The sequence below is a fragment of the Pseudomonas putida genome, from assembly GCA_041879295.1.
GTDB classification, from domain to species: domain Bacteria; phylum Pseudomonadota; class Gammaproteobacteria; order Pseudomonadales; family Pseudomonadaceae; genus Aquipseudomonas; species Aquipseudomonas putida_Y.
Map to the genome: position 1 here is coordinate 209381 of CP047153.1, position 13440 is coordinate 222820.

Sequence of the window (13440 nt, forward strand, 5' to 3'; positions counted from 1 at the left end):
TCGCAGTCATGCTGGAAAGGAAGTCCTCACCATCCAGCATCCGATAGCAAGGTGAATGGGATGAAAAAAGGAAAACAACGGGTGCTAACTCTGGCGGGGTTATTGGCCGTAGCCGTTGGTGCTTTAGCCGACCCGCACTCGGAAGGTACCGAACTTGGAAAATCAACTTTAGGTAAACTCTCCTCTAATGTGACTTCAGCTAACGCTAAATCGATGCCTTTTTACACTGACACACCATCGCAATCCTCTCAATTTGGCAGCAGCTCACTTTTCACTGTTGGTACAAGCCGCATCAATAGTTGTAAAACTGAAGCTGACGGCCCTGATGCGATCGCGAATCAAGAGTGTGATGCAGTAAACTTCCTAGCAAAGAACCCATATGAACGCGTTAAAGTTGATGTCGACGAAAATGATCCGATAATCAGTGGCATTGGCGAAATCATCAATAATGCAAAACCCGATGAGATCACTGAGAGCTGCGGCACGAAGACGACTACTACGCCAGACATTTACTCAACAGAAGTGTGCAACGAGTACAACCTCAGCGATCAAAAAATCTGTTCAATGGGCCAGGTTGTGGACGTTGACACAAAGGCCAACTTCCAATGCAATGTCACCCAGAACGCACTAGAAACGGTATCGTGCGACAAGTACCTTGTGCTGTCCTGCCAACCCCCAATCGCAGGCTGCACAGGATCAGGCATCGCCGTAAACTCCGCAACGATCAGTAATGGCGCCTATCAGTTTACTCTGGTCGGCTCTGCCCTGACGATCGTCAATAACGTCACGGCCATCAATGAAGTGACAGAAGCAGACTTTAACTTTTCCATCGCAGGGCTTGACCGTGTCGATGAGTTCTTCATCAACGCCATACATTCCGACAACTATGTAGGCATTGCAGTCAATGGCATCTTTATTGGTGTACACGGCCGTGCATTTGGAGGCTGGAACGCGAATGCCACTAAGCTGGTTCAAGACACCAATTACAGCCCTCCTCATGCTCGGTGGAGTGACAATCCCGCCGACCACTACAAAGCAGAGACTGGCAATAATCTCAAAACAAGCGAGCATATCGACTTGATTCCATATTTGCGAGAAGGCTCGAACGTTATAAATATTAAAGTTCTCAATGGTAAAGGCCCAGGCTATGGGATGGTTTATATCACAGCGCACCAACAGTGCCCTCCAGAATGCGAGGAAACTTGGGTTGATCAGTGCTCATCGTATGAACAACGTTCGCTATAAACCCTCACCACTGAACTACCCCGCGTATCAGCGCATGTAACCCGACCAAACGTATGCTTATGAATCAGAAGCCCGCAGATCATCTGAACTGAGGGCTTCTTTGAGCGTAACCGGCGCCAGATCACTTGCGGATACGTTCCCGATGGCTAGTGGCGTTCAGCCGGCATCCAATCTGCCAGATTGATTTCGATACCAAAGTGCCTTACATTTACGTGTAAAATACTGTCAGTATCCGGGAAGCCGAAATGCATTTCAGAGCCAAGCTGTTGTCCCTGTGCACCTCCTTCATCGTCCTCGCCGCCGCCCCATTCGCAGCGCACGCCGACACCTCAAAAGAAATTCTGATCGAAGCTGTGAAATCCGGACATGCATCCGCTGAGCTAACCGGTGACCAGGCTGACGTCTGGATGGCTCAAACCCATTCCCGTGAACCGATCATGGTGGAAGCCAAAGTCGTAGAGCAGTTGAAGCAGCCAGGCTGTGCTCGCGTAGCCATTCAGTTCACCCAGCAGATGGTACCGAAAGTCAATGGGGGGTCCGGACCACTTGAAGTTGGCTGGGGGATGAACGTCTGTGAGGACGGAGCTCCACCGGCAGACCCGAGTTTGTTCACTCAAGAACCGCAATCGGCGACCAAGGTCAACAAGGTCCAGTCCAAATGAAATCCAGAATCAATGGCCTGCTGACCTTGGCCGCGGCTCTCGTGCTGTCAACCACAGTTGTGGCTGATCCACACTCTGAGGGGACAGAGCTCGGCAAGGCAAACCTCAGTAAACTTTCCTCCAACGTGAGCTCATCCAATGCGAAGGCGATGCCTTTCTACACAGACACGCCATCGCAGTCTTCACAGTTCGGCAGCACATCACTATTCAACGTCGGTACCGCACGGATAAACACGTGCAAGACAGAGCCAGACGGCCCCGACCAGATCGCGAACCAAGAATGCGATGCTGTCAACTTCTTGGCAAAGAATCCCTACGAACGAGTCAAAGTTGATGTCGACGAGAACGACCCGATCATCAGCGGGATCGGTGAAATCATCAACAATGCCAAGCCAGGCGATATCACTGAAAACTGCGGTACCAAAACCACAACCACCCCGGACATCTACTCGACGGAGGTATGCAACGAGTACAACTTGAGCGAAGCAAAATATTGCTCAATGGGTCAAGTCGTTGATGTCGACACAAAGGCAAATTTTCAGTGCAATGTGACACACAACGCTATCGAGAACGTCACGTGTGACCGTTACCTCACCATGGCCTGCGAGCCGCCTATTGTAGGATGCGACAACGGAGGTATTGTGCCAGGAACCACACAATCCGACATGTACACTTCCTGGAAGCTGGCCAACTCTAACGGTACCTATGCGCTTCAGTTCGGCTCCATCGGTGACAACTACTGGCGCGATGGTATTTATCCGCGTTCGCTTGAGTTCGAAGTCAAAGACCCGACAATGCTCACCGAGTTTACGCTCGCATCCGTGTACTACGACGACTACATCCTGATCAAAATCAACGGTACTTATTTGTTCAGTGGTCCTTATGGCGGTACTGAGCTGTCCCTTTTCAGCAACGGCAAAGTTAACATCGGTGATGGAGTACAGCGCAACCGGGAGCTTGGTAAAAGCTGGGGGGCGAAACCAAACATCAATCTGATTCCTTACCTGGTGGCTGGTGTCAACAAGCTTGAAACGATCACAGCTGTAGGTGGCGGAGGCGAAACTTACATCACAATGTACGCTCGGATGCTGTGCAACGGCCCCTGCACCGAAACATGGACTGATCAATGTAGCGCGCTGAATGCTCGCGCTCAGTAGGGGTTATAACGGATGAGTATTAGAAACGTTTGGAAGAAACTGATTCCGCTAATGGTGTTAGTTTTTTTTGCAACCTTCTCCCATGCGGCTGACTGCCGTAAAACAGGGGAAACATGCGTAGAGGGCGCCGAAACCCGAAATATTGCGGGCAACTTAATCTACAAGGCTTGTTGGCGATATAGATCTACATACGAATGCGTGAAGCCTGACTCTGTTGATTATTGTGCCGCCATTTCGAAGGTCGCTGGCTGTTATCAAACCTCAACATCCTGCATTTCCACCGCTTGGAACGGCACGTGCCTGGTCGAGCAGCGAACTTATCGTTGCGACAATCCGGCCACACCAAAGCCGTCCGACACCATACAGTTGGACGACACCCATACGATTATCCGCGACGAGCTCGACACCAGCCAGTGCGACCCACTCGCTACAAACCCGCTGTGCTATATCGCGTCGCACACGTGCGTTGAGGGACCGGAAACCCGGGTCATCAACGGGTTGCCGGTCTATAAGGCATGCTGGAAATACAAGGACGACTATTCCTGCATCAACCCTGACAAAAAGAACGACTGCCAGCAATACGAGGACAAGGGCTGTAAGAAAATCGACCAGACGTGCATCGAGAGTACCGATCCGATCGGCTGCGTTATGTCCCAGATCACCTATAGTTGTATTACCAAAAAGGGTGAGACGACCACCACCGAGGATTGCAGCACGAAAGTCTCCTGCTACGAGGGTGTCTGCTGGGACACCAGCTATCCATCTGATAGCGATTTCGCCAAAGCTGTTGCAGCTAAAGAGGCAGCTCGTGAAGCCGGTGTGTATGGTTCGGACGGCGAACTGTTTGGCGGTGAAGATGAATCCTGCCGAAAAGGGTACGGTGGTATTAAAAACTGCTGCGGTAAAAGTAGCGGAGCTGAAACCAACTTCTCCATTATGGGCCAGGCAGTCTCTACTGTCGGAGGAGGCCTAGCTAGCTATGGCTCGAAATACATGTATGACTTTGCGTACAACAACGTCGAGTGGGTAAAACAAGGTGCTTCTGCTTTGGGGGCGGCGGCGCCATCTGCGCCAACACTTAGCTTCAGTGTCTACGGCTTGAGCTATGCCGTCGGTGGAACCATCCCTGCCACAGGTATGCTTGGTGGCCCTGTTTATGGCCTTGGCGGCGGCTTTTACTTCGACCCGTACAGCTTTGCGATTGCTGTCGCAATTCAAGTAGTAATGGAGCTCAAGTCCTGCGAGCCAGAGGAGCAGCAACTTGGGATGCATCGTGGCGCAAACCTGTGTCACCTGGTCGGTAGCTACTGCTCTAAAAAAGTCTTTGGTGCATGCCTCGAAACCACTGAGGCGTACTGCTGCTACAACTCTGTGCTTGCAAAAATCATCAACGAACAGGGCAAGCCACAGATAGGGAAGGGCTGGGGAACACCCGAAAGCCCTAGTTGTGGCGGATTTACAGTGGAGGAGTTCCAGCAAATTGACTTCTCAGCACTCGACCTCTCCGAGTTCGTAGATGATGTCATGAATGCAACCGTTCTTCCTGAGGTCAAAAACATTCAGGATGACATCTCACAAAAAGCCAGCGACAACACATACAACTAAAACGGAAACCCTCTAGAGCCCCGCAAATTAGCGGGGCTTTTTTTTGGCTGGGTGTGTCCGGGCAACCGATTAATACACGGCCTTGTGAAGGAAAAGAGAATGGGGCTTAAGAGATGATTTACACGGACCTATAACTGCCAATCAGTTTTTTTCGCCGCCGTTTACAAACCCGTGTGGCACATCCCGTGAGTGTAAAGCTAACCCAAGACCCATTCAGGATTGGATCACACCGTCTCGGCCGTCGCCGTCCTGTGCTCTTTCTAATTCGCACTATTAAAGCGAACAACTGACTTAAGGATAAAAATTATGAATAAAATTATCGCATCTCTGCTGATCGTCACTACTGCTGCAATGTCTGGTTGCGCCTCGAACATGACGAACCGGGATTACTCCCAAGCAACTGCCATGCAGAAGATGAAGGTTGAACTCGGTGTCGTCGACTCTGTTCGTGATGTCAAAATCAATGGGAAGCCCTCGCCAATCGGCGGCATGGCTGGTGGTGCCTTGGGCGCTATCGCCGGCAGCAATGGCGGTGGTGGTCTGGGACAACTGGCCGTGATGGTCGTCGCAGGTGCAGTTGGCGCCGCCATTGGTGCTGCGGTCGACAAAAAAGCCCACGATGCTGATGGGGTCGAGATCACCGTTAAAATGACCAGTGACGGTAGCTTGCAGGCGGTCACCCAGGCAAAAGATCCAGCTGAAACCTTCGCCCCTGGTGATTCGGTTCGCTTGATCACAGGCCAAACCGGCGACTCTCGGGTCAGCCACTAATGTTCCACCCAGCCCTAGACGACATCATTCGTCTAGGGCTTTTTTGTGCCGGCACCGGAACCAAGCGAGTGCTATTTGATTCTCTTGAGTTATAGTTACGCGTGACTATTCATATTCGATCATCAACCGCGAAATCAGATTATGCATGACATAGGCCGCCTCACACGCCTGGGGTTCACATCGCTGCCCGAGTGCCTTCTGACGGTACCGAAGGAATACAGGGATTTTCACGACCCCATTGTGGTGCTTCCCTTGCCTGACACTGGCGAAGCCTCGTACATGGCGCTCACCCTAATCGAGCGATCGATCTACGATCGCACCGGTGCGCCCTTGCAAGAGGCCAAAGGGGCGTTCCGCGGATTCGTCAAAGTGGTCGACGGGCGAGGTCAGCGTCTGCACATCAGCTTGATTGGTAAGCCTTCGATCGAACCCTGGATGGCGTACGACTTTGGCGCGACGGTGCACACCTACGGCGAGGTGGTCACCTATGAGGGCCGTCCCTCCATGTCCAACCCAATGGTCATACCCCCTGCGATGATTGGACGGGTGATGCCCGTCTATCAGGGAAAGCAGAATCAGGTGAGTGCTGAAGTTCTTGGTGAGGCCATCACCGCAGCGATGGCACACATCAACGAGGCAGCCTGCCTGCTCCTAGAACAGGCCCTGATGCACGAAGATGACTTCCGGAAGCTGACAGGCCTTGTCGACCCTGCTGACTTGCTGCGTAACCTGCACACGCCTTTGTCAGTGCGTGAGGGAGACGAGGCGGTGAGGATTGCCAAGGCCGTATGCATACAGGCGCTTGTTAATCGCGTTGAGGCTCATCGCAACCGACCAGCAGTGAAAGGAGCCCTCCTCCGAATCGACCGAGTCCAGGTTGCTGATTTAATCAGGCGTGCTCCTTTCTCGCCGTCTGCCGACCAGCTTCAAGCCATCGACGAGATCGTGTCAGACCTCAGGTCGCCCTATCCGATGCAGCGTGTCCTGTCGGGTGATGTCAGTACGGGCAAGTCATTCACGTTCATGGTTCCAGCTGCGGCAAGCTACCTCGCGGGGGCAAAGGTTGCCATCATCGCGCCCGGGCAAATCTTGGCGCAGCAACTGGCGGCCGAGTTGAGCAGCCTCTTCTACGAAATCCCCGTTGTCACTGTTGTCGGTCCGGTGGGCAAGACCAATATTGACCTGTCTGCGGGAATCGTTGTCGGCACCACTGCTGTGCTTTCTGCCGCCAAAAAAGCGGGGATAGTCTTCGACCTGGTCATCGCTGACGAGCAGCAACGATTCTCTGTGGCGCAACGGCAGAAGCTCATCGCGCCCCATACCAACTTCCTTGAATCAACGGCAACCGCGATTCCCAGAACGGTTGCACTGGTCAAGCTCGGAGGCCTGCCAATCTCAATTCTGAGGACCACGCCGGTACCGCGGGAGATCGTAACAAGGATCATCACGCACAACGCTAGGCAGAAGTTGCATGATCTCGTTATGCAGATCATCAAGCAGGGCGGACAAGCAGCGTTCGTCTATCCCGTCGTCAATGGTGAGGCTGAAACTCGCAATGCCGTGGAAGCCGCCTACGAGCGATTCAGGAGGAGCTTGGGAGACGACGTAGGCCGGGTCCATGGGGGAATGACGGATGACGAAAAGACTGACGTCATAAACAAGATGAAGGCCGGGCAACTGAAACTTTTGGTCGCCTCCACTGTGATCGAGGTAGGCGTTACCTTCCCCGGTCTGACTTTGCTAGTTGCAGTGAGCCCCGAGCACTTTGGTGTGGCTCAGTTGCACCAGCTCCGTGGTCGGGTAGCTCGTAAGGGGGGGCGTGGGTTTTTCATCATGTATCTGCCGAGCCCCATCAAACAGTCAGCGTCATCGCGCTTGCGACTTTTGACAGCCTGCAATGATGGGTTCGTGCTCGCCGAGAAAGATGCGGAGAGTCGCGGCTATGGTGATCTGAGCCTAGAGGGTGAAAAGCAATCTGGTGCCAATCGACCGTTGTTCTTCGGTTTACGGCTAAGTCATGGTGAAATCATGGCTGGCGCAGTCAAAGCGGGCCTCATACCGGCTCAGGAATAGGACAGGGGGACAAATTGGCCGCGAAATCAACACCGCTCGCTGTCAAGGTAGCGATTTACCAGCGACTACTCTCCGGGGACATAGCCCGCGACGTCGGCCGCATGTATGTCATCAGTATGCCAACCGTTTTGAAGTACGCTAATGATGCGGTTGCGGAGCTGCGCCTGCTTGAAGCGGTCGAGAGCTCTCCCATCCTGGTGGGCTTCTTAAGCCGCACCGTTAAAATCCAGTGCTACCAGTATGTGGATGACGAGGTAGTACGAGACCTGATGGCCCCGATCCTGGAGCCCTACCTGGGCCAGGCTGAGAAAATCAACTTCGCAAGCCGGGAGAGCGCTGATCAGCCATTGTCGACCCGCGTAAGCCGTACAACTGAAGAAGATTTTCAAGCGATCGTAGCTGAGATGTCGCAGTCATCCCACCCAGGCCTTACATCGTCGGCACTCCTACGTGACATTGTTGAGGACTACATTGCCCGGTACAAAGCCAACGGCCGGCCCCTACCACCCACCTTGGTCCACCAATCACAGACGCCGGCGCCAGTTGAGCCTGCAGCCCCAGCCCTCGATGGCAAAGCTCTCATGAAGGACCTGCAGGGCGCTCTTCGTGACCAATTGCAGAAGCATGGTATCGAGCTGCCACAGGGTGACGATTGATTTTCTAGTCACGTGTCAAGCATTCCCCTTCGTAAGGCAAAAGCATCGCCGATGCCGTCATTCAATAGAAGGGGATATCCATGGGTCTCGCTCAAGCGCAACTTCCTGCAACGTCCAAAGTCTCGATGCGTCACATTTACCTCTATACCCATCTGCTGATCGCGGAAGCGAACAAGCTGGGGCGACGGGTGCGTGTCATCTGGGCCAACATTAAAACTGCTTCGATTGGCCCGGATCAAAAGGCTGCTGGTGGGTTACTCCTGACCTTGCCTCTGACCGCTGCCATGGGTACTGATGAAGATCTCGAACTGATCCAAGGTCTACTCGACCATGAAATTCTCTGTCACGGCCTGCACACGGACTTTTCTGTTGTGATGAAGCCAGATATCTCCGGAACATTGCTGAACGTTCTAGAGGATCCCCGCGGCGAGCTATTGGCAAAGCCCCGCTTTCGTGGTGCCAACGCCAACATTCACAACACCTTAAAGATCCTGGTGAAAAGAGGAGTTTTTCACGGTCCAGTCGCTGGCCAAGAAACACCTCAGTCAATTCTCGTTGCCTGGTTGGTCACTGAGCTTCGTAGTGAGCTCCTTGAACAAACCTGCCTGAAGGACTTCGCTATCGCGTATCGCGCACTGGCTATTGCAACGTTCGGTGCACCTTTGGTTGAGCAAGTGAAGGCGATTGCTGTAAAGGGCTGCAATGCATCAGACACTCAGGGTGCGAACCTTGCCGCGAATGAGATTGTGGATCTACTCCAACTGACTAAGGACCAACAGAAAAGCCCCCCGCAACAAGGATCTGGTAGCCACAACCCGCAAGGTGAACCTGGTTCTCCGGGGCAACCAGGTAGTAATGGCCAACCCAGTACTCCCGGTAACATCTCCGACGCCATAAACCAAGTGCTGAACGCGAGCCAGATTGATTGTGGAAGCTATGCAAAAGGGTTAGAAGATGTCATCTGTTCCAGCCTGCCTGGCGTGAGTCAGAATCGGTTGGGAGGCTATCAGCCAGACGCCTCAAACGAGATGAAGGAATTGAGTCTTTCAAAGTCTGGTGGCTCATTTGAAAATCGTAGCCTTCTTCGGGCTGGCGCTCAGAAGACAGCTGCAATACTCTCAGCGACTTTCGAGGAACTCATAGAAACAATCACCCAAAATGAAGTATGGGCTGCAAGTGAAGGAAGGCTCAACACTCGAAAACTTTGGCGATACGCAGTGGGAGACGACCTAATCTGCACCAGAAGAAAGCAAGCGGAGGAGATTGACACCTGTTTCTACCTTTTGGGTGACGAAAGCTCTTCCATGGACAATAAATTTGGACCAATTCCAAAGAAGGATGAGAGTGACGATCGGATCTCAGCACAGGAAGCTTGCAACCGGGTTTCGGTGGCAGTAGGTGAAGTTTTGAATAACTCGGCCATTCCATTTGGAATTGCTACCTACAACACAGTAGTTCGTGAATGGCATGGGTTTGAAGAGAGCTGGGCCGGTACATTGCAACGGTACAGCCCTGAGCCCAAAAATGGTACGAAAACTCACCTTGCTGTGGTCTGGGCGCTCAAGAAACTCATCGATCGACCGGAGGCCCGCAGAATTCTGATTGTGGTTACTGACGGGGATCCTGGGAATAGCGATGTGCTGCGTTCAGCCGTTGATGAAGCAATGCTGATGGGCATCGAAGTACGCTTCGTCCTGATCGGTGATGGGTACCATAAACGCTACGCTGACCTGGGTTTGGCCTGTGGAGTGGCACAATCCGACAAAGACCTCGCGACAGCCGTTTTTGCAGCGTTGAAGCAGGGTATCGTATAGAGCCAAAACGAAAGACCAGCCGGACTCCTTGGAGTCCGGTTTTTTATGTTTCTACTCGCGTGTTAGGCATCCCCTTGTACCAGGCCTTCGCAAGAGGCCATCCATTGCCTACTGGGGATTTGACCATGACTGCTTTCCAACACATCAACGACCCGCAACTCGACGCTGGAATCGACACCCTCAATCCAATTGAAGTCCGTTTAGCACCAGAGGTTTTCGGTACAACAGCACCATTTTTCAATGGAATGCAGACCAAGATCTTTGCTGAAACACGCTTCACACCAAAAATCGTACCTTACAGCTTCGACGATGAATTGCTTACGCGCCTGATCCTTTGGGCAGCTTCAGCAGGACTTCCACAGGACTTTTTCAAGGCATCCATCAAGAAAGCGACCTACATCTACGGGCCAACCGGCGCCGGCAAAACCACGTTAGTCGAGGCCTTTGCGTCCCGTACGGGCAGGTCGGTTTTCACCGTTCAATGTTCCGAGGAAACCACTCTTTCTGACCTCTTCGGCAGTTGGAAATTGTGCGGCCCCGAAGGCATGAAGTGGATCTATGGGAAGGTGTGCCAATGGGCTAAAACCCCCAACTCCATCCTGCTCTTGGATGAGTTCGATCAGTTACCACCACAGATCCAGATGGGTCTCAACGGTATTCTGGATGGCAAGCCGATCTTTCTTGATCAGACCAACGAAGTGATCCCGATTGCTCCTGGATGCTTGATCGCTGCTACTGGCAACACAAACGGCCAAGGGTCTGCTGGCGGCAAAGGCGGTAGCGCTACTGGCTACAGGGGTACCAAGAAAATGAACATCGCGACGATGGACCGCTTCAATTCGATGTTCTGCACCTACATGGAGGAGGGTCGTGAAGCCAACCTCATTGTAGACCAGACGAATACTGATCCACTGGTTGCAAAATCCATGGCAACCCTGGCAGCCAAAGTTCGGGCGAACTTCATCGCTCTCAACGAGGATGCTGGGGCAGGGGGGATGGCCTTCAACTTCACCATTACAACCCGTAATGTGCTGAACTGGGCGATGAACTACAAGCTCCTCATGCAGATGGGCAAAACGACTGAAGAAAGCCAGAAGCTTGCTCTGCAAGTGACAGTTCTGGACTTCGCACCGCACGATGAGGCTGCTGCGATCCTGAGCACCTGGTCGACGATCGTCGGAAAAGTCTAACGCTTCACCATACCCCGGCTCGCCGGGGTTTTTTCGTTTATGGGTGCCTGTGAGGCATCTCCTGTCACTGGGTCTTTCGCAAGGGACCCGCTCTTTCAATTTCAGGAGAACCACCATGAGCACTACCAAGCAAACCGATGAATTGGGCATCAGCATCCTTCAGGATGTAGTGCTTTTTGACGTCATCATTGGTGGAAGCACCGGTGAGAAAACTGTAGATGGGGATGACTTCATCCGCGAGGTCGGGCGCATGCTGCCGTCGGGCGCATTCGCTTGGGTTAACAAATACCGATCGGAAGCCAAGCGAGAAATCCTTAAAGTAGGGGTTTCTCGAAAGGTAAACAATCGTATCCGCGGATACTTTGTACCCAACCAACACGCAGACGAGCTTGCAAAAGTGCTGCATGCGATCAAAGGAAAATATCTGGTTGAAAAGGCTTCCTTCCTAAACACTTTACCGGACCTGGTGGAGAAGTGGGCTAGCTCTCCTGCAAACGCGGTTACAACACCAGGTGGTAAATCCCGTGCAGATTTGATCCGCCAGCATGCTCCACAGGCACAAGTGCTCGAAAGACTGTTGACCTTTGACACTTCGGCGATTCGTATCAGCAACACCAGCTACTTTGGCGAAGAAGATGCACTTCAAACGGAAGTTAAAGGCTTAGTCGGCCAGGCCGCTTTGGAGATCGCGGAAGATGTAAATCGCTCCTGGACTCGCAAGGGCAACGGCAAAACGACGTCGAGAATCCTGGGTTTGATCCGTCGGGTTCAGGACAAAGCTGAAGCTATGAGCGTTCTTTCAAGCAAATTCTCTAACTTGGAGAAAATGTGTGCATCGGTGTTGGCTGCTGTTCCGAGCGGACCGAGCATTGAAGGGGTTGCTTACATCCAAGTATCTGGCTTGTTGTCCTTCTGCATGGATCCTGAAAAAATCCTTGGAGAACATGCCACCGAGTTTGATCCTTTGAATGTATCGGCTTCTGATTCAGCGCCGGCTGTTGCTGACGATAACGTCTTCTTCAGTAGCTCAGCATCTGCAACTATTCATCCTCAAGCAGAACAAAATGAAGTTACCATCGTTCCTGAGGTCTCTGTGATTCCGCCACTTCCAACTGGTCGCAAGACAGAGGAGAACCTCTTCTTTGCGGCTGAACCTGAAAAAACCCTGGTAGAGCCTGAAAAGGTTGTGCCATCGGACACCACCTCGCAGCCACCATCGGCTCCGTTCATCTTCTAACCCAAAAAAAACCCCGGTCAATGACCGGGGTTTCTTTATTCCCGCAAATTAAGCCACCGGCGGCGGTTGCACACCAGGCAGCTCGATTTCGGCCTTAGCCAACAGCTGGCGCCCAGAGAGCTGCTCATACAGCAACACCATGGTCATGCGAACGGAGAGAGGCGTTTGCGCCCATTCATCCGGCTTCGGGATATAGCCCGCCCAGGTAGGATCACTACCCATCTTCTCGATCGACAGCCAGAGCTGCTCATCAAGATCTTTCTTGTACACAAAATCTTCTGGCGTGAAGAAATCAGCCAGGTTGTAAACCTGGATGAGGGGGAGGCCAAGGAATTCAGCCACCATTTGCAGCTTTTCCTTACCCAGCGATCGTATCTGGCGGTTCCCGTTAGCCAGGGAGTTCCAGTAGATGACCGTGATACCCATGACATCGGCAATTGCACGATCAGGTAGTCCACGATCGATGATCACCTTTTTGATCATCTTGACGAGGCGAGAGCCCGGCATAGTGTTCCGAGTTTCGACTGCTGCATGTCCCTTATCTTCTGGTACTGCTGTTTTGGCCTTGGCAGAAGCACGAGGCCTCTTAGGCGTAGCAGCCTGAGGGGCTTGCGTTTTTGCAGTAGGCTTTTTAGCTACCGGCTTCGCCGCAGCTTTTGCAGCTGGTTTTGCTGGTGCTTTGGCGGGCGCTTGAGACCGCCGTCCTGTCGATTCACTTGCGGTCTTGTCGCTAGCTTTGGGCATTGTGCGGCTCCAGGTTGGTCGCGGCGTCTAACACGATTCAGGACGCTCCCTAAACAAATAAAGCAGAGAAATCCAGTATAAATTTAAAAAAGATTCTACACAGTTAACAACAAGATTCAAATCTCTTGTTCCGGTGGAAAAAGAGACTTTTGGGCTGGATGTGCCCCCTTGCAGGTAGCTCTGTGACCGCCAAGCACGCGACAAGTGCATTTTGATTCGCCTTGTATTATTGGTACGTGTTGCGTATTCTTGAGAAAACCAAGCCATTCACGTATCGAGGTACTCA

At 52.5% G+C, this 13440-nt stretch carries 10 protein-coding genes and 1 pseudogene; 10 read left to right on the top strand and 1 reads right to left on the bottom strand.

Features of this window, described 5'->3' with window-relative positions; all coding sequences use genetic code 11:
- The first annotated feature begins 213 nt into the window (after positions 1-213).
- From GST84_27575 to GST84_27620, 10 genes and pseudogenes are all read left to right on the top strand, one after another.
- Positions 214-690 (top strand): annotated as a pseudogene (locus GST84_27575) (hypothetical protein).
- An 800-nt stretch (positions 691-1490) separates the two neighbouring features.
- The gene (locus tag GST84_27580; GenBank protein ID XGB16064.1) at positions 1491-1907 is read left to right on the top strand and encodes a hypothetical protein; all 417 of its coding nucleotides are present in this window, start codon (positions 1491-1493) and stop codon (positions 1905-1907) included.
- Positions 1908-2056: 149 nt separating this feature from the next.
- On the top strand, positions 2057-3064 hold the full coding sequence (locus tag GST84_27585; protein XGB16096.1) for a hypothetical protein: 1008 nt from the start codon (positions 2057-2059) through the stop codon (positions 3062-3064).
- Positions 3065-3115: 51 nt separating this feature from the next.
- Positions 3116-4669, top strand: coding sequence for a conjugal transfer protein TraN (locus tag GST84_27590; protein XGB16097.1), 1554 nt, complete (start codon positions 3116-3118; stop codon positions 4667-4669).
- A 306-nt stretch (positions 4670-4975) separates the two neighbouring features.
- Positions 4976-5440: a hypothetical protein gene (locus GST84_27595; GenBank protein XGB16065.1), complete on the top strand. Its 465-nt coding sequence runs from the start codon at positions 4976-4978 to the stop codon at positions 5438-5440.
- 141 nt (positions 5441-5581) lie between these two features.
- Positions 5582-7513 carry a DEAD/DEAH box helicase gene (locus tag GST84_27600; GenBank protein XGB16066.1) on the top strand — a complete coding sequence of 644 codons (1932 nt, stop codon included), beginning with the start codon at positions 5582-5584 and terminating at the stop codon, positions 7511-7513.
- A 14-nt stretch (positions 7514-7527) separates the two neighbouring features.
- Complete coding sequence (locus GST84_27605) at positions 7528-8169, top strand: hypothetical protein (GenBank protein ID XGB16067.1); 642 nt, start codon at positions 7528-7530, stop codon at positions 8167-8169.
- A gap of 80 nt (positions 8170-8249) precedes the next feature.
- On the top strand, positions 8250-9983 hold the full coding sequence (locus GST84_27610) for a hypothetical protein (GenBank protein XGB16068.1): 1734 nt from the start codon (positions 8250-8252) through the stop codon (positions 9981-9983).
- 125 nt (positions 9984-10108) lie between these two features.
- Positions 10109-11173, top strand: a complete 1065-nt coding sequence (locus GST84_27615; GenBank protein ID XGB16069.1) for an AAA domain-containing protein — start codon at positions 10109-10111, stop codon at positions 11171-11173.
- A 115-nt stretch (positions 11174-11288) separates the two neighbouring features.
- Positions 11289-12410 carry a DUF3150 domain-containing protein gene (locus GST84_27620; GenBank protein ID XGB16070.1) on the top strand — a complete coding sequence of 374 codons (1122 nt, stop codon included), beginning with the start codon at positions 11289-11291 and terminating at the stop codon, positions 12408-12410.
- A gap of 48 nt (positions 12411-12458) precedes the next feature.
- Here the strand turns inward: GST84_27620 and GST84_27625 are convergent, their stop codons facing one another.
- Positions 12459-12917 carry an XRE family transcriptional regulator gene (locus GST84_27625; GenBank protein XGB16098.1) on the bottom strand — a complete coding sequence of 153 codons (459 nt, stop codon included), beginning with the start codon at positions 12915-12917 and terminating at the stop codon, positions 12459-12461.
- Positions 12918-13440: the final 523 nt, after the last annotated feature.

Bases quoted from the DNA above. Each gene is read 5' to 3' on its own strand.
- GST84_27580 (XGB16064.1), top strand. From the start codon at position 1,491: ATGCATTTCAGAGCCAAGCTGTTGTCCCTGTGCACCTCCTTCATCGTC.
- GST84_27585 (XGB16096.1), top strand. From the start codon at position 2,057: ATGCCTTTCTACACAGACACGCCATCGCAGTCTTCACAGTTCGGCAGC.
- GST84_27590 (XGB16097.1), top strand. From the start codon at position 3,116: ATGGTGTTAGTTTTTTTTGCAACCTTCTCCCATGCGGCTGACTGCCGT.
- GST84_27595 (XGB16065.1), top strand. From the start codon at position 4,976: ATGAATAAAATTATCGCATCTCTGCTGATCGTCACTACTGCTGCAATG.
- GST84_27600 (XGB16066.1), top strand. From the start codon at position 5,582: ATGCATGACATAGGCCGCCTCACACGCCTGGGGTTCACATCGCTGCCC.
- GST84_27610 (XGB16068.1), top strand. From the start codon at position 8,250: ATGGGTCTCGCTCAAGCGCAACTTCCTGCAACGTCCAAAGTCTCGATG.
- GST84_27615 (XGB16069.1), top strand. From the start codon at position 10,109: ATGACTGCTTTCCAACACATCAACGACCCGCAACTCGACGCTGGAATC.
- GST84_27620 (XGB16070.1), top strand. From the start codon at position 11,289: ATGAGCACTACCAAGCAAACCGATGAATTGGGCATCAGCATCCTTCAG.
- GST84_27625 (XGB16098.1), bottom strand. From the start codon at position 12,917: ATGCCGGGCTCTCGCCTCGTCAAGATGATCAAAAAGGTGATCATCGAT.